The sequence below is a fragment of the Arthrobacter sp. FB24 genome, from assembly GCF_000196235.1.
Taxonomy (GTDB): Bacteria; Actinomycetota; Actinomycetes; order Actinomycetales; family Micrococcaceae; genus Arthrobacter.
Map to the genome: position 1 here is coordinate 281,006 of NC_008541.1, position 22,164 is coordinate 303,169.

At 66.1% G+C, this 22,164-nt stretch carries 22 protein-coding genes and 1 pseudogene; 18 read left to right on the plus strand and 5 right to left on the minus strand.

What is annotated here, in order from left to right; genetic code table 11:
• Window positions 1-84 precede the first annotated feature (84 nt).
• Window positions 85-930 (minus strand): aldo/keto reductase, encoded by an 846-nt coding sequence (locus tag ARTH_RS01365; RefSeq protein WP_011690136.1) that lies wholly within the window; start codon window positions 928-930, stop codon window positions 85-87.
• 187 nt (window positions 931-1,117) lie between these two features.
• On the opposite strand from ARTH_RS01365, the gene ARTH_RS01370 reads away from it, so the two are divergent.
• Both ARTH_RS01370 and ARTH_RS01375 read left to right on the plus strand, forming a co-directional pair.
• Window positions 1,118-2,014 carry a helix-turn-helix transcriptional regulator gene (locus tag ARTH_RS01370; RefSeq protein WP_083812648.1) on the plus strand — a complete coding sequence of 299 codons (897 nt, stop codon included), beginning with the start codon at window positions 1,118-1,120 and terminating at the stop codon, window positions 2,012-2,014.
• Between the two features lie 86 nt (window positions 2,015-2,100).
• Window positions 2,101-2,298, plus strand: coding sequence for a hypothetical protein (locus ARTH_RS01375; protein WP_043429237.1), 198 nt, complete (start codon window positions 2,101-2,103; stop codon window positions 2,296-2,298).
• 11 nt (window positions 2,299-2,309) lie between these two features.
• On the opposite strand, the gene ARTH_RS01380 is transcribed toward ARTH_RS01375, so the two are convergent.
• Complete coding sequence (locus ARTH_RS01380) at window positions 2,310-2,519, minus strand: dodecin (RefSeq protein WP_011690139.1); 210 nt, start codon at window positions 2,517-2,519, stop codon at window positions 2,310-2,312.
• A 77-nt stretch (window positions 2,520-2,596) separates the two neighbouring features.
• A complete protein-coding gene (locus tag ARTH_RS01385; RefSeq protein WP_011690140.1) occupies window positions 2,597-3,487 on the minus strand; it encodes an SGNH/GDSL hydrolase family protein in 891 nt (296 codons plus the stop codon).
• Between the two features lie 151 nt (window positions 3,488-3,638).
• Between ARTH_RS01385 and ARTH_RS01390 the strand changes: the two genes are divergently transcribed.
• On the plus strand, window positions 3,639-3,896 hold the full coding sequence (locus tag ARTH_RS01390; RefSeq protein ID WP_011690141.1) for a metal-sensitive transcriptional regulator: 258 nt from the start codon (window positions 3,639-3,641) through the stop codon (window positions 3,894-3,896).
• Window positions 3,897-3,944: 48 nt separating this feature from the next.
• Here ARTH_RS01390 and ARTH_RS01395 read toward each other — a convergent pair whose 3' ends face one another.
• A complete protein-coding gene (locus ARTH_RS01395; protein ID WP_011690142.1) occupies window positions 3,945-4,655 on the minus strand; it encodes a FadR/GntR family transcriptional regulator in 711 nt (236 codons plus the stop codon).
• A 152-nt stretch (window positions 4,656-4,807) separates the two neighbouring features.
• Between ARTH_RS01395 and ARTH_RS01400 the strand changes: the two genes are divergently transcribed.
• The 7 genes from ARTH_RS01400 (at window position 4,808) to ARTH_RS01430 (ending at window position 11,848) form a co-directional block, all read left to right on the plus strand.
• Window positions 4,808-6,316 carry a four-carbon acid sugar kinase family protein gene (locus tag ARTH_RS01400; protein ID WP_011690143.1) on the plus strand — a complete coding sequence of 503 codons (1,509 nt, stop codon included), beginning with the start codon at window positions 4,808-4,810 and terminating at the stop codon, window positions 6,314-6,316.
• Between the two features lie 31 nt (window positions 6,317-6,347).
• Window positions 6,348-7,247: an NAD(P)-dependent oxidoreductase gene (locus tag ARTH_RS01405; protein WP_011690144.1), complete on the plus strand. Its 900-nt coding sequence runs from the start codon at window positions 6,348-6,350 to the stop codon at window positions 7,245-7,247.
• 92 nt (window positions 7,248-7,339) lie between these two features.
• Window positions 7,340-8,758 (plus strand): GntP family transporter, encoded by a 1,419-nt coding sequence (locus tag ARTH_RS01410; protein WP_011690145.1) that lies wholly within the window; start codon window positions 7,340-7,342, stop codon window positions 8,756-8,758.
• Window positions 8,758-9,630: a class II fructose-bisphosphate aldolase gene (locus ARTH_RS01415; RefSeq protein WP_011690146.1), complete on the plus strand. Its 873-nt coding sequence runs from the start codon at window positions 8,758-8,760 to the stop codon at window positions 9,628-9,630. The genes ARTH_RS01410 and ARTH_RS01415 overlap by 1 nt, the downstream gene beginning before the upstream one ends.
• 41 nt (window positions 9,631-9,671) lie before the next feature.
• Entirely contained in the window at window positions 9,672-10,064 is a 393-nt protein-coding gene (locus ARTH_RS01420) for a DUF1304 domain-containing protein (RefSeq protein WP_011690147.1), read from the plus strand.
• 84 nt (window positions 10,065-10,148) lie between these two features.
• Window positions 10,149-11,495, plus strand: a complete 1,347-nt coding sequence (locus ARTH_RS01425; RefSeq protein WP_011690148.1) for an acyltransferase family protein — start codon at window positions 10,149-10,151, stop codon at window positions 11,493-11,495.
• A complete protein-coding gene (locus ARTH_RS01430; RefSeq protein ID WP_011690149.1) occupies window positions 11,492-11,848 on the plus strand; it encodes a GNAT family N-acetyltransferase in 357 nt (118 codons plus the stop codon). The genes ARTH_RS01425 and ARTH_RS01430 overlap by 4 nt, the downstream gene beginning before the upstream one ends.
• Window positions 11,849-11,889: 41 nt before the next feature.
• On the opposite strand, the gene ARTH_RS01435 is transcribed toward ARTH_RS01430, so the two are convergent.
• Window positions 11,890-12,627, minus strand: coding sequence for a GAF and ANTAR domain-containing protein (locus ARTH_RS01435; RefSeq protein WP_011690150.1), 738 nt, complete (start codon window positions 12,625-12,627; stop codon window positions 11,890-11,892).
• 225 nt (window positions 12,628-12,852) lie between these two features.
• Between ARTH_RS01435 and ARTH_RS23350 the strand changes: the two genes are divergently transcribed.
• The 8 genes and pseudogenes from ARTH_RS23350 to ARTH_RS01475 all read left to right on the plus strand — a co-directional run bounded on the left by ARTH_RS23350 (window position 12,853) and on the right by ARTH_RS01475 (window position 22,162).
• Window positions 12,853-13,410 carry a hypothetical protein gene (locus ARTH_RS23350; protein ID WP_156810597.1) on the plus strand — a complete coding sequence of 186 codons (558 nt, stop codon included), beginning with the start codon at window positions 12,853-12,855 and terminating at the stop codon, window positions 13,408-13,410.
• Window positions 13,411-13,819: 409 nt separating this feature from the next.
• A pseudogene (locus ARTH_RS01445) lies at window positions 13,820-15,805 on the plus strand (glycosyltransferase family 2 protein).
• The gene (locus tag ARTH_RS01450; protein ID WP_011690154.1) at window positions 15,802-16,131 is read left to right on the plus strand and encodes an STAS domain-containing protein; all 330 of its coding nucleotides are present in this window, start codon (window positions 15,802-15,804) and stop codon (window positions 16,129-16,131) included. Before ARTH_RS01445 ends, ARTH_RS01450 begins: the two are co-directional and overlap by 4 nt.
• Entirely contained in the window at window positions 16,131-16,562 is a 432-nt protein-coding gene (locus tag ARTH_RS01455) for an ATP-binding protein (RefSeq protein ID WP_011690155.1), read from the plus strand. Before ARTH_RS01450 ends, ARTH_RS01455 begins: the two co-directional genes overlap by 1 nt.
• 188 nt (window positions 16,563-16,750) lie before the next feature.
• Window positions 16,751-18,334, plus strand: a complete 1,584-nt coding sequence (locus ARTH_RS01460; protein ID WP_052309743.1) for a pyridoxal phosphate-dependent decarboxylase family protein — start codon at window positions 16,751-16,753, stop codon at window positions 18,332-18,334.
• Complete coding sequence (locus ARTH_RS01465) at window positions 18,331-19,698, plus strand: lysine N(6)-hydroxylase/L-ornithine N(5)-oxygenase family protein (RefSeq protein ID WP_011690157.1); 1,368 nt, start codon at window positions 18,331-18,333, stop codon at window positions 19,696-19,698. Before ARTH_RS01460 ends, ARTH_RS01465 begins: the two co-directional genes overlap by 4 nt.
• The gene (locus ARTH_RS01470; RefSeq protein WP_011690158.1) at window positions 19,695-20,258 is read left to right on the plus strand and encodes a GNAT family N-acetyltransferase; all 564 of its coding nucleotides are present in this window, start codon (window positions 19,695-19,697) and stop codon (window positions 20,256-20,258) included. Before ARTH_RS01465 ends, ARTH_RS01470 begins: the two co-directional genes overlap by 4 nt.
• Complete coding sequence (locus ARTH_RS01475; RefSeq protein WP_011690159.1) at window positions 20,255-22,162, plus strand: IucA/IucC family protein; 1,908 nt, start codon at window positions 20,255-20,257, stop codon at window positions 22,160-22,162. The genes ARTH_RS01470 and ARTH_RS01475 overlap by 4 nt, the downstream gene beginning before the upstream one ends.
• The last annotated feature ends 2 nt before the right edge of the window (window positions 22,163-22,164 follow it).

Consider the following 22,164-nt stretch of genomic DNA (forward strand, 5'->3'; position numbering starts at 1 on the left):
ATGTCCTATCTGGCTGTGGTTCAGTTGCTCCGGTGATTGAGCCTGTCGAGATCGGTTTCGACAGGCTCAATCACCGACGGTCGGTTACATCTGGCTGAAGGCGGCGACGGCGGGATCGGCGCCCGCGCGGGCACCCGACTCCAGGGCGCTAATTTCGCTGAGTTCGGCAGGGGAGAGCTCCACTGCGACGGCACCCAGGTTCTCCCGCATGCGCTTGGAATCGGCAGACTTGGGGATGACGATGGTGCCTTGGGCGAGGTGCCAGGCCAGCACGATCTGGGCCGGAGTGGCGTCGTATTTGCCGGCAAGATCCTTCACGGCCGTTGCATTCAGGTCCGCGCCCTGGCCGAGGGGACTGTACGCCTCCACGGCAATGCCGAGTTCCCTGCACTTGGCGGCCAGTTCCTGCTGCTGGAAGGTGGGGTGGATTTCGACCTGGTTCACCGCCGGGACCACGTCCGCCGCCGGGAGGAGCGTGTCGAGGTGCTCGCCGAGGAAGTTCGAGACGCCGATGGCGCGGATCTGGCTGTTGGCGTACAGCTTTTCCATCGCTTTCCAAGCTTCGGTGTAGAGCCCCTGGGAGGGGACGGGCCAGTGGATCAGGTAGAGGTCCACGAACTCGACGCCGAGTGCCTTGCGGCTGTTCTGGAATGCCTCGTGGGCGTTGCCCTGTTCGCCGTTGCGGAGCTTGGTGGTGATGAAGATGTCCTCGCGGGGAATGCCCGACGCGGAGATCGCAGCCCCCACTCCGGCCTCGTTTCGGTAGGCGGCGGCGGTATCTATGTGGCGGTAGCCGGCTTCGAGCGCATCTTCGACGATGCGCTGCGTTTCTTCCGGCGGCACCTGGAACACGCCGAAGCCGAGTTGCGGGATCTTGACTCCGTTGTTGAGGGTCAACTGCGGGATGGTGTTTTGCTGCGTCTGTGACATCGTCGGTTCTTCCGGTCGAGGGATCGTCGAAGGGCAAGCGGGAAACCGCTTTCGTGCTGGCTACGTTTCGAGCCTATGCACTTTGCCACGCCCTGTCAGTAGCCATGCCTGTTCCTGTTTTTCCTAGGACTGACAGTCCTACGTTCGTTGTAGAGCGGAAGCTCCCCGGCCGTGCACAATGGAAGGCATGGGTCAGAGCGCCGAGTTTGGAAAATTCCTGAAGGCCATGCGGTCACGGCTGAAGCCGGAGGATGCGGGGCTGCCCGGAACCTCCGGCGCCCGGCGGGTCCCCGGGCTGCGCCGCGAGGAGATAGCCCGGCTGGCGGACGTGAGCACGGACTACTACACCCGCCTGGAGCAGGGCCGCAACATCCACCCGTCAAGGGCGGTGCTCGATTCGGTGGCGCGGGCCCTGCGCCTGGATTCCAGCGAGCAGGCGCACATGATGGACCTTCTGGAGAATTGCGCCGAATCTCAGCGCTCGCCGATCCCGGCCCAGGGTGTCCGCCCGGCCCTGCGCCAGCTCCTCGGCGCGGTGGGTGATGTCCCCGCGCTGGTCCTGGGCCGCCGGAGCGACGTCTTGGCCGGCAACCCGCTAGCCTTCCTGCTGTTTGCGGATTTCCCGGCCATGCCGGCAGGGGAGCGCAACCTCACGCGCTGGCTCCTGCTGGACCCGCGCGCCCGCGAACTGTTCCCCGGCTGGAAGGCCGTGGCAGCCGAGGCCGTCGGAGCCTTGCGCGTGGATGTCGGGCGGCACCCGAACGACGCCCAGGCCAATCAACTGGTGGGCGAACTCGCGGTCCATAGCGAACACTTCCGCCAATGGTGGGCCGGGCACCGCGTGGCCGCTCCGTCGGCGGGCAGCATACGGCTCTGCCACCCGGTGGTCGGAGACCTGGAGCTGGATTTTGAAAACCTGGTCCTCCCGGAGGACCCGGATCAGGTCCTCCGGATATTCTCCGCGAAACCGGGTTCGGCTTCGGCCGATTCCTTAACGCTGCTGGGCAGCTTCGGGGCCGGGATGGACGGTGTGGCGTCAGGACCGGCCGCTGCAGTTGTGCAGCTGCCACACGAAACAGGCTGATTTTGGGCATACGCCCATTGGGGGATCCTGGCCGCTTTCCTAGCCTTGGAATAGACCTTTTCGACTACCAAGGATGGGATTCAACGATGAAGCGCATCGCACTGCTCAGGGAACGGGTGGCCACCGCCGGCGCCACAGGAACCCACTGCCCGGCATCCGGACTGTGGGCTCCCGCGGACGCGCCGCATGATGGCCACACCTTCTTCGAAGGACACATTTTCCCGTCCTACAACGGCTCGCCCACCGTCTGGCGGCGCAAGTCGCCACAGGAAACGTCCCGCTGATATTTCGCGGTTCAGCGCTCCAGGCGGAATCCCAGTTTGATGGTCACCTGCCAGTCGGCCACCTGACCGTTTTCAAGGTGTCCGCGGATTTCTTTCACCTCGAACCAGTCCAGGTTGCGGAGGGTCTTCGCGGCCTCGGCGATCCCGTTGCGGACGGCTGCGTCCACACCCTCGTTTGAAGTTCCGACAATTTCAGAAATGCTGTAGGTGTGATTCGACAACTTCGCTCCTCATAATCTCCATTGACACCCGGAACTGCGGGCCGTCCCTGCAGATTAGCGGACGCAGCGCAGCGCGACTAGGGCTTTCCGGCGGTAAGCGGGCCGGCTGGGAACGGGCCATGTGCCACGCCCGGACCGAATATCGGGCCGGGTTCCGGTCGTTTGGCTTTCAGGCCCAGGTTCGCCGGCCGTTGCCGGACCCGGCGCACCACCCACGGGAACAGGTAGTCCTTGGCCCAGACCAGGTCACTGCTTCTGGCCTCCCGCCAACTGCTGACGGGCAGCACCTTGGGCTCCAGCGGCTTCAGGGTGTGGGGCACATTGAGCGTCTCCAGCACCATCGCCGCAATGGTGTGGTGGCCCAGCGGGGAGAAGTGCAGGCGGTCGGGATCCCACATGTGCGGAGCCGCCAACTGGCGCAGTGTCCACAGGTCGGCCACCACGCCGTCGTGCCGGGCCGCTATGGTGCGCAGGTTTTCGTTGAAGATGGCCACCTTGCCGCGGATGCGGCCAAAGACCGGAGTGTTCCCCCAGTCCGGTCCGGTGAAGAGCACCACGGTCGCCCCGGTGGCGCTGAGGAGCCCGATGGCCGGATCCAGCCTCTCTGCCAGCTTGTCCGGATCACTGCCGCGGAACACGAGGTCGTTGCCGCCGGCCGAGAGTGTGACAAGGTCAGGTCTGAGTTCGAGCGCGGGCCCCAGCTGGTCGTCCATGATCTGCTGGAGAAGGCGGCCCCTGACCGCCAGGTTTGCGTAGGCGAAGTCCTGGTGGCCCAGGCTCAGTTCCTCCGCTACCCGGTCTGCCCAGCCCCGGACACCGCCCGGGCTTTGCGGCTCCGGATCGCCGTACCCCTCAGTGAAGGAATCTCCCAGTGCCACGTATCGGTTCCAGGGGTGCGGAGCCGGAGTGGTCGCCGCGGAGGGTATCCGCGCCGGTCCAGGAATGCTGAACGTACTCACGTTTCCCATGGTGACCCCATCACGGGCCCGGCAACAGGGTCGAAGGGCGCAATTCCGCGTGGTCCCAAGGCCCGGGCCGGTGTGAGTCCAGCTACACAAGCAGCAGATAATACCAAGGGGGGTATAAGATGAATAAAGTCCTAGAGCCACGGAGGAAGCAATGGAACTCGATCCCGCCGACATGAAGCCGGTCATCAACCGCCTGCGCCGCGCGCAGGGGCAGCTCGCGGCAGTAACCCGGATGATCGAAGAGGGCCGCGATTGCAAGAGTGTGGTAACGCAGTTGGCCGCTGTTTCCAGCGCCTTGGACAGGGCCGGTTTCTCCATCATTGCCACGGGCCTTCAGCAGTGCCTGCAGCAGGAGGACCCCAGCCTGGACAAGGCTGAACTGGAGAAGCTCTTCCTCTCGCTCGCCTAGCCGCGAGCCCCCGCTTAGCGGCCGCTCCCTCGCCGGGAGGTTAAGGCGTCAGGCGGTTTTCGCCTCGAGCACGTATGTCTTCAGGTCATCCAGGGTCTGCTGCATGTGCGCGTCCATGGCACTGCGTGAGCGTCCGGCGTCCCGCGACTCCAGGGCGTCCGCAATTGCCTGGTGGTGCCCGATCGCATGCTCCTGGATGTCGCGGAACTTGGACGTCTGCGTCCGGCGCTTTTCCAGCACGCGGTGCAGCGGCTCGAACAGGACGGCCACAAAAACGTTCTCCGAGGCGCGCAGGATAACGTCGTGGAAGGCGAGGTCGGCTTCCACGAAGCCGGCCAGGTCGTCGGTGTCATGGGCCTTGCGCATGGCTGCCACGTAGCCGTGCAGGGTACCTATCTCGGCGTCGCTGATGCGGCCCGCCGCGAGTTCGCACGCCCCTGTTTCCAGCATCCGGCGGAGCTCAATTAGCTGGACTGCGGCGGAGGCGTCATTCACGCCCTCCGAGGCTGCGCGGAGCACTGCTTCCAGGGAAGCCCAGCGGTTGAGCGGGTTGACGAACGTCCCCCGCCCGCGCTCCACGCTCAGGATGCGCTGTGCTTCGAGTGTTTTCATGGCTTCGCGAACGGTCATCCGGCTGACCTCGTGCTTCGCGCTCAGCTCCAGCTCGCCGGGGACGCTGGAGCCGGGAGGAAACTCGCCGGCAATGATCCGGTCCAGGAGCTCGTCGGCCACCACGCCGACCAGTGATTTACGTGCCAATTTTCCCCCGTTCAGCGGTGAGCGACGATTTGTCCGACAAGTCTACTTGCGCGTCCCTGTGCCTTGTGCCACACTAGCATTCAAATGTTAGATGTCTGACATCTTACAAATACCTACCCGCAACAGAGATTTCATACACAACGGAGTGCAAAGTGCCCCTTGAAGCAGATGTACTGGCAGCCTTTCCGGCAGAGGTCCAGATTCCCGCTGAGCTGGTTGCCGACGCTGTGGCGGCGTCTTCGGCAGCCTCCCCCCGAGTGCTCGTAGTGCTCGACGACGACCCCACCGGCACCCAGTCCGTTGCGGACCTGCCCGTCCTCACCCGCTGGGACGTGGCGGATTTCACCTGGGCGTTCGCCCACATCCGGGACAACCAGACGAAGCCCGCCGTCTACGTACTGACCAACACCCGCAGCCTGGACGCGGCAGAGGCTGCCGAGCGGAACGAAGAAATCGTCCGCAACGCCCTGACCGCAGCAGGCTCAGCCGGGAGCGAAGCCGGCACCGCCGGTTCCGGCCTTCGCCTCGGCTTCGTCAGCCGCAGCGACTCCACCCTCCGCGGCCACTACCCGCTCGAGCCGGACGTCATCGCCGCCACCGTGGCCGCCGTCAGCGGCGAGGCGACCGACGGCGTCGTCATCATTCCGGCGTTCCCTGACGCCGGCCGGGTCACCATCGGCGGCGTGCACTACATGCGCGGTACGGGGGACGAAGCAGGCACGCTGACGCCGGTGGCCGAGACCGAGTTCGCGAAGGATGCCTCCTTCGGCTTCGCCAACTCCGAAATGGCCAAGTATGTGGAGGAGAAGTCGCAGGGGCGCTTTGCCGCGGACTCCGTGATCGTCCTGGACCTGAACATCATTCGGGCTTCCACCGATCCGCACATCTCCGCCAAGGCCATCGCCGACGCGATCGAGTCCGCCACCGAGTCCACCCCGATCGTGGCCGACATCGTCTCCGAAAACGACCTCCGCGCCCTCTCTCTGGGCCTCGAGGAAGCCGAACGCCGCGGCAAGAAACTCCTGTACCGCGTGGGTCCGCCGTTTGTCCGCGCCCGGATCGGCCAGGAGATCCGCGCCGAGCTCAGCGGCGAAGAGGCCTACGCCGGCAACACCCCCTCGGAAGCGGGCGGGCTCATCGTCGTCGGCTCCCATGTCGGCGTCACCACCCGCCAGCTCAAGGCCCTCACCGAACAGCACAGCGCAGCGCGCATCGTCGAGATCGACGTCGAGAAGCTGTTGGGCGATGCCGCAGCCAGCTACCTTGACGAGACGGTGGACATGGTGGTGGAGGCGCTGCGTGGCGGCGATGTCATCGTCCACACCAGCCGACTGCTCATCAGGACCGACGACGCCGCCGAAAGCCTGCGGATCGCGCGGACGGTGTCCGCTGCCGTCGTCGCGGTCGTGAACCGCACGCTCAAGACCTTTCCGCCGCGCTTCGTGATCGCCAAGGGCGGCATCACGTCCTCGGACGTCGCCGCGCACGGCCTGGAAATCCGCCACGCGATCGTCCGCGGCCCCATGCTCCCGGGCATCGTGAGCCTGTGGGAACCGGTGGACGGCCCCGCCAAGGGCATCCCGTTCATCGTGTTCGCCGGCAACGTGGGCGACGACCAGTCCCTCGCCGAGGTCACCCGCAAGCTCAGCAACACCTTCTAAGCCTCCCGCCACTCATTCAATGGAGAACACCATGACCAGCAACTGCACCATCACCGTCCTGGGGCTCGGCGCCATGGGCCTGCCCATGGCCACCCGCCTGGCCAGCCAGCTCACCGTCCACGGCTTCGACATCGCCGAGCCGCGCCTCAAGCTCGCCGAAGAAGCCGGGATCCGCACCTTCGCCTCTGCCCGCGAAGCCTCCGAAGGTGCCGACGCCCTGCTCCTGGCAGTGCGCAACGGCGAGCAGCTCAACGACGTCCTCTTCGGCGCGAACGGCGTGGCGTCCGTGCTCAAGCCGGGCGCCGTCGTGATCCTCGGCAGCACCGTAGGCACCGACGCCATCCCGGCCACGGTGGACCGGCTGGCCGAATACGGCGTCGAACTGGTGGACGCGCCCCTTTCCGGCGGCCCCAAGCGCGCCGGTGAAGGCGACCTGCTGATCGTGGTGGGCGCATCGCCCGAGGCGCAGGAAAAGGCCCGCCCCGCCCTGGAGCTGCTGGCCTCCACCCTCACCGTTGTGGGCGACAAGCCCGGCGACGGCCAGGCGCTCAAGACCGTCAACCAGCTCCTCTGCGGCGTGCACATCGCCGCCGCTGCCGAAGCCCTTGCCTTGGCCGACGCCCTCGGCCTGGACCAGGAGAAGACCCTCAAGGCCCTCGAAGCCGGTGCAGCGGGTTCGTTCATGCTTTCCAACCGCGGCCCGCGGATCCTGGAGGCCTACAACGAGGGTGGTGCAGAGGTGCTGAGCCGCCTGGACATCTTCGTCAAGGACATGGGCATCGTGGGCAAGGCCACCCGGGCCGCCGGCCTGGCGGCCCCCGTTGCCGCCGCAGCCGAGCAGCTCTACCTCCTGGGCCAGGCCCAGGGCCTCGCCGCGGCCGACGACTCCGCCGTCATCAAGGTCGTCGCCCCCACCAAGCGCAACGCTTGATCCCCACCTAAAGCCCGACGACGGCGGTCCCCCCTCCGTCGTCGTCGAACCACCTCGCCGGGCGTTGCCGGCGACGTCAAAGGAGACACCCTATGAGCGCTCTAGCTCTTCTGGCCATAGCAGTCGCAGGCGTAGCCCTGCTGCTCGTGGCAGTGATCAAGTTCAAGATTCCCGCTTTCCTGGCGCTGCTTGTGGTCAGCGTCGGCGTAGCACTCGTCGCCGGAATCCCCCTTCCGGACATCATCAAAACGGTCACGGAAGGCATGGGCGGGACGCTCGGTTCCGTGGCCATCCTGGTAGGCCTCGGCGCGATGCTCGGAAAGATGATCGAAATCTCCGGCGGGGCGCAGTCGCTTGCCGGAAAGTTCACCCAGCTGCTGGGCCCCCGCCGGGTTATTGCAGCCCTCACGGCAGCAGCATTCCTGCTCGCCATACCGGTGTTCTTCGACGTCGGATTCATCATCCTGATTCCCATCATCTACGGCTTTTCCAAAGCTGCTGGTGTGAACCCGGTCAAGATCGGACTTCCTGTCGGCGCCATCATGCTGGCCATCCATGTCGTCGTTCCGCCGCATCCCGGAGTCGTCGGCGGTGCCGGCATCCTCAAGGCAGACATCGGCTGGGCCACAATCTTTGGCCTGCTCATCTGCATCCCCGTGGGGTTCCTCGGCTATTTTGTGGCCAAGAAGCTGAACCGCCGCGAATACAGCATGCTGTCCACCACGGCCGAGCAGTTCCGCCTCTTCGGCAGCGGCAAGTCGGAAGTTGAACAGGATGCGCCCCAGGGAACGTCGACGTCGTCCGTGCTCACCGCCGTCAAAACGGCGCCCAGTCCTGCCATGATCATCACCCTGATTGTCCTGCCCATCCTCATGATCATGGTGGGCACGGTGGGCGCGGTCATGCTGCCCAAGGATTCCTTCGCGTCCCAGCTCGCCGCGTTCATTGGCGCACCCCTGATCGCGCTGCTAACGGCGTTGGGACTGGCCTACTACTTCCTCGGCATCCGCCGCGGCTGGTCCTCGCAGCACACCGGTGAAGTCATGGACTCTGCGCTGGCTCCCACGGCTATCGTGATCCTCGTAACCGGCGCCGGCGGCGTGTTCGGCAAGGTCCTGACAGTTTCCGGCATCGGTAAGGCGCTGGCCGAAGGACTGCAGTCTGCGGGCCTCCCGGTGATCCTGATGGCCTTCATCCTCGCCGCCATCCTCCGCGCTTCGCAGGGCTCCGCCACCGTCGCCATCATCACCACAGCGGGTCTGCTTGCTGCCTCAGTGGCTGACGGCGGCTACTCGCCGGTACAGACAGCGCTCATCCTGGTTGCCATCGGCTTCGGCGCATTCGGGCTCAGCCACGTCAACGACTCGGGCTTCTGGATTGTGACCCGTTACCTGGGCCTGTCCGTGTCCGACGGTCTCCGCACCTGGACGGTCCTCACGACCATCCTGGGCCTGGCCGGCTTCGCGCTGACCTTTGTTGCCTGGATCCTCGTGGGAGGCCTGAGCGCCTGATGCGTGCCCGACTCGACCACCTGGTAGTTTCCGCCCTCCAACAGGGCGCAGCAGTCCCGGCCTTCACCTGCTACGACTTCACCACGGCCCTGGCAGTGGTGGAGGCGGCGGAAGAAGCCGGCCGCGGGGCCATCCTGCTGGTGGCTCCGAAGACGGCCGGCACCCCCAACGGGCTGCGGCTCATCACGGCACTCCGCGGGCTGGCGGACTCGGCCGGCGTCCCGATTGCCGTGCAGCTGGACCACGCCTCCGATCTCCGGGTGATTGCCGACGCCGTCGCGGCGGGGGCGGATTCGGTCCTCGCGGACGGTTCGTCGCTGCCCTACGAGGAAAACATCGCCCTGGTCCGCGAAGCGCGCGCCGTGCTGGAAGCGCAAGGCCATGCCGACGTCGTGATTGAAGCGGAACTGGGCGGGCTGGCCGGTGACGAGGACCGCGCCTTCGGGGCGGACGCCGTCGGGTCTTCTGCGCAAGGCGCCGCCGGGCTGACCGACTCCGCCCAGGTGGAAGACTTCGTTGCCCGCACCGGCGCCCAGCTGCTGGCCGTGGCCGTGGGCAACGTGCACGGCAAGTACAAGGGCGAACCGCAGCTGCGGTGGGACGTGCTGCAGGACATCGCAGTGCGCACCCATATCCCGCTGGTGCTGCACGGCGCCTCCGGCATTCCGGCGGAGGAGCTGGTCAAGGCGGCCGCCATGAACGTGGGCAAGGTGAACTTCAACACCGAATTGCGCACCGGCGTGCTGGCCACGCTGGAATCCGAAACCGGCCCGCACCGTGCGGACGGCGAGAACCTCCAGGGTTTGCTCGTGAAGTGGAACGCCTCGGCCAGGGAGTTCGCCGCGGGCGCCCTGTCCACCCTCACGCGCTGAGTCCGCGAAAAAACTCCAACGGGGGAGGCTAGGATCGAGCCATGATCCCGGCCTCCCTCGTTTTTGCGTTCATCGCCGCCCTGCTGCACGTCTACATCTTCACCATGGAATCCATCACCTGGACCCGGCCGGCCACGTGGAAGCGCTTCGGGGTCGCCTCGCAGGCCGACGCCGAGACCACCCGGCCGATGGCCTACAACCAGGGCTTCTACAACCTGTTCCTTGCCGTCGGCGCGCTGATCGGCATCGGCGCGGTCCTGTGGGGCCAGCCGCCGGTGGGCTGGACCCTGATTTTCGCTTCCTGCGGTTCCATGCTGCTCGCTGCCGCCGTCCTGGCGCTGAGCGGACGCAAGTACCTCCGCGCGGCCGCCACACAAGGCACGACGCCGCTTCTCGCCGTCGCGCTCGGCCTCCTGGGGCTGCTGGCCGCCTGAGCGGCATGGCTTCTGGCCCTTGACGGAGGCCCGGCGGACAATGGACAGTACGCAGAGAATCGTTCCGCCTCCGTAGGGAGCGCAATGGGTGTTCCGCAGCAGCAGAAGCCGCAGGCAAGCGCAGGGCAGGACTTTCCTGCACCGGACCGCGACGCGGTGATCGACCTTGCCCGTTTCTTCTGCCTGGCCCTGGTGGTGGTGGGCCACACCATGATGGTCAGTCCCGTGCTTCACCCCGACGGCACCGTCACCACCGAAAACACCCTCGCCCTGCAGGACTGGTTCGAGCCGATCATCTGGATCTTCATGGTGATGCCGCTCTTTTTCGTGGCTGGCGGAATCACCGGGCTGCAGTCCTGGCGGCGGCTCAAGGCCCGCGGCGGCAACGGCGTCGAGTTCGCCCAGGCGCGGCTGCTGCGGCTTGTCCGTCCGGCCGCCGCGCTGCTGGCCGTGATGTTCGCCGCGCTGTGGGCTGCGCGGCTGTCGGGCGTGGAAGCGCAGGTGGTTGAGCTGATCGTCACCGGCGCCGGGATGCCGCTGTGGTTCCTGGCTGCGTACCTGGCGGCCCAGCTGAACATCCCCTGGCTGGCGGCACTCCATGACCGCGCACCGTGGCTGACACTTGCCGGCCTCACCGCCCTGGTGGTGGCCGTCGACTGCTTTCGCGGATCCCTGCCGCTGCTGGCCTACGCCAACATCCTGTTCCTCTGGTGCGCTGTCCAGCAGCTGGGGTTCCTGCTCGCCGATGCCCCGGCCGGGAAGCCCGGCGCGTCCACGCTGGTGGGTGTCATCATTGCGAGCAACCTCATTCTGGGCCTGGTCACCGGCCTGGGGCTGTACCGCGGCAACATGCTGGTAAACCTGAATCCTCCCAACCTTTGCCTGTTGCTCCTGGGCGCGGCGCAGGCGGCGGCGCTCCAGCTCGCCCGGCCGGTGCTCGGCGGGGCGGCCTCGGCACAGTGGGTCCAGACCGTGGTGGGGATGGCCGGACGGCGCGCCATGACCATCTACCTGTGGCACCTGCCGCTACTGGCCGCGATGTCCGGGCTGATCCTGCTCACCGATTTCCCCAAACCGCCGGCCGGGACGGCCGCCTGGTGGTGGTCGCGGCCGATGGTCCTGCTCGGCGTCATGGCGCTTTTGCTGCCTGCGCTGGCCGTCTTCGGGAGGCTGGAAGAACGGCCGACGGCGTCAGCCCACTCCCGCCGCCGGCCCGCCGCCGCGGTGGTCCTCGCCGTCGTGGCGGTCTTCATCCCGGTGGTTGACGCGGCCATCAACGGGCTGACGCTCGCCCTCCTGGGCGGGGGAGCGGCATGCTTTGCGCTGGCCGTGCTCCTGCTTGGCCGGATTCCTGTGCGGCCCGGCGGTCCGCCGGACGCCTCCGGCGGACCATTGCCACAAGGGCCTTTAAGTGCCAATGTCGAACCATGACGGAGAACACGGTATCCACTGAAGACACGTTCAGCCCGGACGTCACCACCACCCGGAATGATGACCTTCACCGGTACGAGTTGCGTGTCGGCGGGAAGCTGGCGGTCCAGTCGCGTTTCGTGGACAGACCGGGGCACGTGGACTTCATCCACACCGATACGGCGGAGGAGTTCAAAGGGCAGGGCCTGGCAAAGGTGCTGGCGCATTTCGCCCTCGATGACGTGGTGTCCGCCGGCAAGCGGATCATCCCGCATTGCCCCTTCATTTACGGCTACCTGAAAAAGCACGACGCGTACGGACAGTTCATCGACTGGCCCGAGCAGCCGCCGACGGACCCCGTCACTGCTTCCTAGGTCACTGCTTCCTAGGTTTGCGCCCGACTGTTGACGGCGCCCTAGCCGTCGAAATGCGTGGAGGGTGACCCGGGGGTAAATGATTCCACGAGCTTTTCCGCCACGACCCGGAGCTTCAGGTTCCGTCCGCTGGAAGCCTTGGTGAGGATAGCCATCGCTTCCTCCTGTGAACACCTGTTCTGGCCCATGATGATCCCGGCCGCGAGGTCTATTGCCGTGCGGGACTCCATGGCGGAGCGCAGGTCCTCAGCCAGTTGTTGCTGCACGCCGATTCTTACTGCGAGGCGAAGCGCCTTCTCGGCCTGCACAGCGAAGAGTTCAGCCTTCTGAATCGCGGCAGTACTAAAAACGTTCGGGGCCGGAGCGAACACATTCAGCGCCGCGGAAGCGCCGGAGTCAAGGGTGAGGGGGACGCCCAGCACGCTCAACTGCCCCAGCGAGGCAACTGCGTGGCCGTATTCCGGCCACCGTGAGTCAGTGCGCGTGTCCCGGACCAGCACCGTGGTGCCCGTCGACATCGCGTGGAGGCAGGGGCCTTCTCCGTAGTTGCGCTGGATCTCGTCGAAGAGGCGGGCCTCCGGGTTGCTCCAGGCTGCCGTGGTGGTCCGGTGGTGCCGGTTCAGTGTGACCGCGCAGGAAACGTCCTGGCCCAGGGTGCGTGAGAGGGAGTCGGCGGAAAGCTCACAGAACTCCGCCAGGAATCCGCTGACGTCCTGGCTGCTGATGACCAGATCCTGCAACTGTCCCGCCACCGATGTGTCCAGCGTGATCTTGTCCATGTTTCAAGTCTAAATCCGGGCGTAGCCGTGTGACTCTGGCCGGAAGGTCAGCTTGTGGCGCGGGCAACAATTTCGTATGGTTTAGGTGAGTTATGAAGCTGGCTCTTGGACGTCTCATTGGGAGAACCCTTGAACCATAAGCTGCGTGTGCTGGTCCGTGTGGATGTTGATCCCGGACGGGTGACCCTGGAAGTCGCCGGATGCCTGACTCAGTCGAATTACCCCGTGTTGCTGCACATTATGCGCCGTGGGCGCCGGCTCTCGCCGGAGCAGGATATTACCGTGGACCTCCACAATGCCTCCCATCTGGACCCCGAGGTCCTGATGTACCTGCGCCACATTGCCGACCACCAGGCCGCCGGCGGCGCCGATGCTTTCCGGCTCACCCTGGCCGAGCCCGCGGAACTTCCAATGTGCCTTGAGCATGCCGGGCTTGCAGGCGGCGAAGAGATCCTGGACGGGGAAATCAACGCCCTCCTGGACGCTGAGGCCGCCACCGCGTTCGACGTCGACGGCGCTCCGGCGGCCGCCGGCGAGCAGCGCACCATTGACGGCCTGGAGTTGTCCGAGTACCTCGAGGGGAACTTGGATCCCGCATCAACCGTCAAGGCGCTGTCCGACGACGCCCTCGGCAAACTGGCCGACGCACTGTACCGGCACCTGGACACCCGCAGCCCCGCCTTCGGGGCGCACACCTGGTACGAACTGGCCGCGGAGGAACTCCATCAGCGGCACCTCACGGAACCCGAGGGGCCAACGCAGGAGGAAGTCGCAGCCGGCTGACCTCCCACCGCGGTCCCGGTTCACACGTCGCTCCGAGCCTTAGCCCTTTCCGTGCTGTGCAGATAAGGTTGGACTGATTCAGGACAGTCCGCTTTTCCCGCTCCATCGGTCTCACACCGGAGCCGGATCCTCACCGGGCGGCTGACTGAAGCGACGAGGATCCAGGGGGACAGCCGGGCGTGCTGGGGCGTGACGTGGTGGAATCCGGGCCGGAAGCATGTGGACTTCCGCAGGACCGGTTAATCAGGCGTGCCCGGGCGCCCATCGCCTATACCACCTTGGACGGCAATACCGCCTGGTCGAAGTCCAAAGACGGCACGGGCGAGCCCTGGGTGGATTTCGCGGGCGCGGGTCACGGTTTCTGCCCGGTGGTGGACGACGTAACCGCAACCGTTGTACGGAGGCAGCCATGAACCCGCGCCGGCTGAGACTGCGAGAGCTGACGATCAGGCTGATTGTCCTGGCCACGGCCATCCTGGGCCTGAACTACATCATTTGGCGCTGGATGGTGTCGATCAACTGGGAGGCATGGTGGATCGCGGTTCCTCTGGTCCTGGCCGAGACATACTCCCTGGTGGATTCCCTGCTGTTCGGCGTCACCATGTGGCGTTACCGGCAGCGGGACACACCGCCGCCGCCGCCGCCGGGCCTGACCGTCGACGTGTTCATCACTACCTACAACGAGCCCTTTAACCTGGTGATGGGAACGGCCCGCGCAGCAAAGAACATCGAGTACCCGCACCGCACCTGGATCCTCGACGACGGCAACCGCGCCGAGCTGCGTGCCATCGCGGAAGCGGAAGGCATCGGTTGGATCACCCGGTCCGAGGACTGGACCAACCGCCCGCGCCATGCGAAGGCCGGCAACCTGAACAACGCGCTGCTCGCCACAGACGGCGAATTCATGCTGATCCTTGACGCCGACCAGGTGCCGGACCCCAAGATCCTGGACCACACCCTGGGTTATTTCAACGACCGGAAGATGGCGCTGGTCCAGACTCCCCAGGTGTTTGTGAATGTCCCGCCCAATGATCCCCTGGGCAGCCAGGCGCCGCTGTTCTATGGTCCCATCCAGCAGGGCAAGGACGGCTGGAACGCCGCATTCTTCTGCGGCTCCAACGCGATCATCCGCCGTGAAGCCCTGATGCAGTTGGGCGTGATGCGCTACGTCTCGGAAACCGAGCTGGCGCTGAACAAGGCGCTTCGAACGGCGGACAAGGTGGTGGCGAAGGCGAGGCGGCAGCTTGGCCACGGGCAGGAACGGCTGGCCGCGGCGCTGACCACCGTGGCGACCGACCTGCGGCAGGTCCGCCGTGAGCTCAGCGACGGCCAGAGCATTGCCGACGTCACCTAACGGTTCCAGGAACGCGTGGACACCGTGGCGCGGAACCTCGTTGCTGAAGACTTCGCGGCCCTGCACGCCGAGCTGAACTCCATCGAGGGGTTGTCCCGGACGATCGACGCAGACGGCTCCCTTGCGGTCATCGACGACGTTGCGCTGGACAGGCTCTCCCAGCGCGACTGGTCTCCCTTGGGAGCGGTGGAAACCGTCCGCGTCCTGATCGAATCCGTCAACGCCGAGAAGGCCGGCGAGGCACAGGCCGTCATGCCCCTGGCCACCATCTCCGTCACCGAGGACATGGCCACGTGCATGCGGCTGCATTCCCTCGGCTGGGAGTCGGCCTACCACCACGAAAAGCTGGCCGACGGGCTGGCCCCCGAGGACCTCGATTCGATGCTCACGCAGCGGCTCCGGTGGGCGCAGGGAACCATGCAGGTCATGTTCCGGGAGAATCCGCTGCTGCAAAAAGGGCTGAGTATTGCCCAGCGGCTGATGTACCTGGCAACCATGTGGAGCTATCTTGCCGGGTTCGCCGCGGTGGCCTACATCGCCGCCCCCGTCATCTACCTCACACTGGGGATCCTGCCGGTGCAGTCGCTAAGCAACGAGTTCTTCCTCCGGCTCGTCCCGTTCCTGGTGGTCAACCAGATCCTGTTCCTGGTGGTGGGGCGCGGCGTGAAGACATGGCGCGGCCAGCAGTATTCCCTGGCCCTTTTCCCCACCTGGATCAAGTCCGTCACTTCCGCATTCGGGAACGTGTTCCTGGGCCGGGACCTGGACTTCAGGGTCACCCCCAAGACGCTGCAGGAACGCAACCGGCTGCCGTGGCACCTGGTCCGGCCGCAGCTGATTGCCATGATTGTCCTGGTCCTGGCCGCCTTTGTGGGTGTCATCCGCCTGCTGCTGGGCCAGGGCGACGTCCTGGGCAGCTCCGTCAACTTTGTATGGATAGCCTTCGACCTGCTGATCTTCAGCGTGGTCATCGAGGCTGTGCGATACCCCGGCTACGACGCCTGGCTGGACAGCAACAAGAAGAAAGAGGTAAGTCAATGATCGAATTCACCAACGAGACCCTGGCCAACGGAGTGGGCGTGATCCGTCCCGTGGGCCGGCTCAATATGGTCTCGGCGCCGCACCTCGGCGCCAACATTGACGCGCTCATCAGCGACGGCACGGTTCGGCTGGTGGTTGACCTGGCCGGCACCGATTTCATTGACTCGTCCGGCCTGGGCGCGCTGATTACCGGGCTGAAAAAGACGCGGCAGGCCGGCGGTGACCTCCGGTTGGCCAACCCCACGGCGCAGATCACGGCGGTCTTGGAAATGACCAACCTGAACAAGGTGCTTCAGCCGGTCGCCACGGTGGATGGGGCCTATTGATGAGCAGCCAGTTCGGCCTGCGGGCCGCCGCGGTTCCCGAAAGCCTGGAGCTGGTCCATGACCTGCTGGAGGAAGTCTGGGCGGGCGAACCCGGAATCGAGCCCATGGACCGCATCCGGTTCGAGACTGCGCTCATCGAGGTGGCGTCCAACATCATCGAGCACTCGCAGCCGTCCACCACCGACCCCGTGCGGTTCGTCCTGGCGGTGGAATGCGAACCGGCGCGACTGTATGCCGAGTTCACGGACAATGCCCGGCCCGCCGGCATCGACCTGACGGCGGCGGAACTGCCGGACGACATGTCCGGGAGCGGCCGCGGACTCGCCCTTGCCAAGGTGGCCCTGGACCAGTTTTCCTACGCCAAGGAGGGCACCGGGAACCGCTGGACGCTGCTCTGCCGCCGCAGGACAGCAGCCAGCGCCACGCACTAGGCGGCAAATTCTGCCCCAACCGCGGCGTAGGGGACAGTCAATGACGCCCGGTTGACCCCGAACACCCCGGAAATACGCCAATTTCATAATTAGCTCACAAAAGTTTGACTAAAAGGATTACCTAAGTAAGGCTTGCCTTGCTACGTTAGCGCGCCGCCAAACGCCTACCAAAGGAAAACCTTGTGACGCTGTTGCCCCCTGTGGACGAAAAACCCCTGGGCCTGCCTGCCCCGACTGCCGGGCACGATTTCGGCTCCCGGGTGGAGCTCGCCCTCGCCGCCACCAACCACCTGTTCAACTCCCGCAATGCGCCGCGCTACGTGGCCCAGGTCCTCCAGGGCGTCAATGCCGTGGCCACCAAACTGGAGCGGACCACCAAACCGTTCTCCGGCGTCGGACCCCGCGAACTCAGGGAACGCGTCGCCGCCGTCGACCTGGGACGCCCCCTCCCGGACACCGCTGCCGCGCTGGCTGAACTTGAAGAGGTGTACCTGAAGGACGCCGTCTACTTCCACGACGCGAAGTACGCGGCCCACCTGAACTGCCCGGTGGTCATCCCGGCGCTGGTGGGGGAGAGCATCCTATCCGCCGTGAATTCCTCCATGGACACCTGGGACCAGAGCGCGGGCGCCACCATGATCGAGCGCCGCCTCATCGACTGGACCGCGGAGCGGCTGTCCCTCGGCGACACGGCCGACGGCGTGTTCACGTCCGGCGGAAGCCAGTCGAACCTCCAGGCGCTGCTTATTGCCCGCAACCACGCAGTCGCCGGACTGCGGACGCTGCCCGGCAACGAGTCCCTCCGGCTGCCGGGCCTGCTGGACAAGCTGCGGGTCTTCGCTTCGGAGGACAGCCACTTCAGCATCCGCAAATCGGCGTCCATGCTGGGGCTGGGGTACGACGCCGTCGTGCCGGTCGCGTACGGATCCGACCACCGGATGGACCACGCCGCGCTGAAGACCGCACTCGCGCGGACTGCCGACGCCGGCCTGGTGCCGATGGCCGTCGTGGGAACCGCCGGGACCACCGATTTCGGCGCGGTGGATCCGCTCGCGGAACTGGCCGCCCTCTCCAAGGCTTACGGGGCGTGGTTCCATGTCGACGCCGCCTACGGCGGCGGGCTCATGGTTTCCGGCCGCTACGGGCACCGGCTGGAGGGAATCTGCCTGGCCGACTCGGTCACCGTGGACTTCCATAAGACATTCTTCCAGCCCGTCAGCTCGAGTGCCCTGCTGGTGCGGGACCGGGCCATGCTGCAGCATGTGGCCTACTATGCGGACTACCTCAATCCGGAGAGCGCCGCGCTGGCGGAGATTCCCAACCAGGTGGACAAGAGCATCCAGACCACGCGGCGCTTTGACGCGCTGAAGCTCTGGCTCACGCTCCGGATCATGGGGGCGGATGCCGTAGGTGCCCTGCTGGACGAAGCGATCGACCTTGCGGCCCGCACCGGGCAGGCCCTGGCCGCGGACCCGGACTTTGAGCTGGCCGCCGAGCCGCAGTTGAGCACGCTCGTGTTCCGGTACCGCCCGGTCCTTGCTGACGGAACCCGCGTTGAGGAGGACACCGCGGATATCCTCAATCCGGCCATCCGGGCCGCGGTGTTTGCCTCGGGGGACGCGGTGGTGGCCGGAACCACGGTGGCCGGCAGGCATTACCTGAAGTTCACGCTGCTCAACGCCGAGGCCACCCCGGAGGACATCAACGCGATCATCGACCTGCTCCGCAGCACGGGCGAAGCGCTGCTTGCCGGGCAGGAGGCCGCAGCGTGAGCGCAGCCTCCGGCGCCGCTGGTTCCAGTACTTCAGGCGTCGGCACCCCGGGCCGCATATACGACGTCGCCGGAATCGGCGTTGGACCCTTCAACCTGGGACTCGCCGCGCTTGCTGAGCCTGTGGACGGGCTCGACGCAGTGTTCCTGGAGCGCCGCGACTCGTTCGACTGGCACCCCGGCATGATGCTGGAGCCCGCCCACCTGCAGGTCCCGTTCATGGCGGACCTCGTGACGCTTGCCGACCCCACATCCCCGTATTCGTTCCTGAACTTCCTGAAGCAGACGGGAAGGCTCTACCGCTTCTACATCCGGGAAAACTTCTACCCGCTCCGCGCCGAGTACAACCAGTACTGCCAGTGGGTGGCCGGCCAACTCGAATCGGTGCGGTTCGGCACGGACGTCCGGGAGATCACGTACGACGACGGCGTGTACACGCTGTCCGTGGACGGTCCGGCCGGGCCTGAGGTGCTGCGCGCGCGGCGGCTGGTGCTGGGCACCGGAACGTCGCCGTACCTACCGGCAGCCTGCGACGGAATAGTCGAGGCGGCAGCCAACGGAGGCGGTGTGGTGCTCCACAACGCCGACTACCTGGCGCGGAAAAGTGAACTGCAGGAGCAGCGGAGCATCACCATCGTGGGCAGCGGCCAGAGCGCCGCCGAAATCTACTACGAACTGCTGCAGGAGATCGACGCCCACGGATACGGGCTGAACTGGGTCACCCGGTCCGGGCGGTTCTTCCCGCTGGAGTACACCAAGCTCACCCTGGAGATGACGTCGCCTGAGTATGTGGACTACTTCCACGGGCTTCCGGAGGAGCAGCGCGACGGCCTGATCAAGAGCCAGAAGAACCTGTACAAAGGCATCAACTCCGAGCTCATCGACGCCATCTACGACCTCCTGTATGCCAAGAGCCTCTCCGGCGTCGTGGATACGCGGCTGCTGACGCACTCGGCACTCACCGGGGCCTCCTGGGACCCGGCAGCCGGTACGCACACCCTGCAGTTGCGGCACGAGGAGCAGGGCGCGGACTACGCGCTGGACACCGGCGCCGTGGTGCTTGCCACCGGCTTCGGCTACCGCGAGCCGGGGTTCCTGTCCGGAGTGCAGGACCGCATCGCCCGCGACGGCACCGGCAGGTTCGCGGTGGAGCGCAACTACAGCACTGGCGTCGAGCCCGGCGAGATCTTCGTCCAGAACGCCGAACTCCATACCCACGGCTTCGTTACGCCGGACCTCGGCATGGCCGCCTACCGCAACTCCTGCATCCTGCGCGAAATCTGCGGGCGTGAGATCTATCCCGTGGAACAAAGCATTGCCTTCCAGGAGTTCGGGGTGCCGGCGCCGGCACTGGTGCCGGCATGAGTTTCATGTTCCGCTGCTTCGACCCGGAATCCGACGCGCAGCTCCTCCATGGCTGGGTGACCCGTCCTTATGCCGCTTTCTGGGGGATGCAGTCCGCCAGCGTGCCGGACGTTGTCCGGGAGTACTCAAAGATCCAGTCCAGCGGGCATCACCACGCGCTGCTGGGGCTCGACGGCGGAGTTCCCGCCTTCCTTATGGAGGAGTACCTTCCGGCCTTCTCACCCCTGGCCGGCCTCTATGCCGTCCAGCCGGGGGACATCGGCATGCACCTGTTGGTGGCACCGCCGGCCGGGCCGCCCCGCACCGGCTATACCGCCGCCGTGATGGAAGCGGTTTTGGACCGGCTCTTCGCGAAGGACAGGGTGGAGCGCGTGGTGGTTGAGCCGGACGCCCGGAACCACAAGATCCATGTCCTCAACGAACGGCTGGGATTCCGGCCGTCCGGGGAGATCGCCCTGCCGGACAAGCAGGCCCTCCTCAGTTTCTGCACCCGGGAAGCCTTCCATGCCGCCCGCGCCGCCCGCCATCCATCCCCGACCCACCCCGGAGCATCACTATGACCATCGCTGACCTGGAAGCCGTCCTGACCACGGGCAACGCGGCAACGCACCTCACCCCGGAACGCTGGGCGGCGGCCAACCGCCACCTTGTCCGCAAGGCGCTCGCCGAGTTCTCCCATGAGCGCATCCTCTGCCCGGAACCAACCAGCGCCGGGGACCCGGCCGGGGGCGGGAGGCAATCCGCAGCCCGGTCCCGGGACTACCGGGTGCTCAGTGATGACGCCACGGTTGAATACCGCTTTTTCGCTACGATCCTGCCCCTTGAGCACTGGTCCGTGGATGCCGGCTCGATCACGTGCAGCCGGGAGGGGGAGGACGCGCCCCTGGACGCGCTGCGGTTCATCACCGAATTCCGCGACACCCTGGGGATCCGGCCGGAGATGCTCCCGGTCTACCTTGAGGAGATCAGCAGCACGCTCTCCAGCCATGCATACAAGCAGTGGATGGGCCAGCCGTCCTCCGCTGAGCTGGCGGCCGGTGTGACGCGCGGCGCGGATGCGGCCACGGACTTCCAGGCCATTGAACGGAGCATGACTGAGGGGCATCCCTGTTTCGTGGCCAACAACGGCCGGTTGGGCTTCGGCATCCACGATCACCGTGCCTTCGCTCCGGAAGCCGGCGCTCCCGTCCAGCTGGAATGGATCGCAGTGCACCGGAGCAAGGCGGTGTTCACCTCCAGCGAGGGGCTGGACTATGCCGCCCACCTTGACGCCGAACTCGGCGCGGGCGTCCTGGCCTTCTTCGATGCCGAGCTCACTGCCCTGGGATTGGACCCGGCCCGGTACTTCCTGATGCCGGTGCACCCCTGGCAGTGGGAGAACAAGCTGACGGTGACCTTTGCCGCCGAAATCGCCCAGCAGCACGTTGTCCACCTCGGCATCGGGGCTGACAGCTACCAGGCGCAGCAGTCCATCAGGACATTCTTCAACACGTCCGCGCCGGAAAAGGCCTACGTCAAGACGGCCATGTCTGTCCTGAACATGGGCTTCATGCGCGGGCTCTCGCCGCTGTACATGAAGGCCACCCCGGCCATCAACGACTGGCTTCAGGAGCTGATCGGCGGCGACGAGGCCCTGCGGGGCCGGGGACTCGCCATGATCCGCGAGGTGGCCGCCATCGGATACCACAACGGCTATTACGAGGCGGCATCCGCCACGGATTCGCCGTACCGGAAAATGCTGTCGGCGCTGTGGCGGGAGAGCCCGCTGCCGTTGCTGGAGGACGGGCAGCAGCTCGCCACCATGGCCTCGCTCCTGCACGTTGACTCGGCCGGCAGGCCCATGGCGTCCGCGCTGATCGAACAGTCCGGACTCGCACCGGCGGAGTGGCTTCGGCGGTACTTCGAGGCCTATCTCGTCCCGCTGGTGCACTGCCTGTACCGCTACGAGCTGGCGTTCATGCCGCACGGGGAGAACGTGATCCTGGTCCTTGAAAACGGCGTGCCCGTGCGTGCGGTGATGAAGGACATTGCCGAGGAAATCGTAGTGATGGGGGACCGGCTCGAGCTGCCGGACGCCGTGTCCCGGATCAAGGCGGATATTCCCGACGGCGAGAAGGTCCTGGCAATCTTCACCGATGTGTTCGACTGCATCTTCCGGTTCCTCGGTGCCCTCCTCGAGGAGGATGGCGTGCTTGGCGGCAAGGAATTCTGGCGCATCGCGGCTGAAGCCATTCGCGACTACCAGGCGGAACACCCGGAGCTGGCAGACCAGTTTGCCCGCCACGACCTGTTTGCGCCCGACTTCCAGTTCTCCTGCCTGAACAGGCTGCAGCTGCGCAACAACCAGCAGATGCTGGACTTGGCGGACCCGTCCGGAGGCCTGCAGATGGCCGGCCGGCTGGCGAACCCCCTCGCAACGTCCGCCCGGGAAGTTCCGGGTGAGGCGCCCGGCGCAAGGGACTAGGC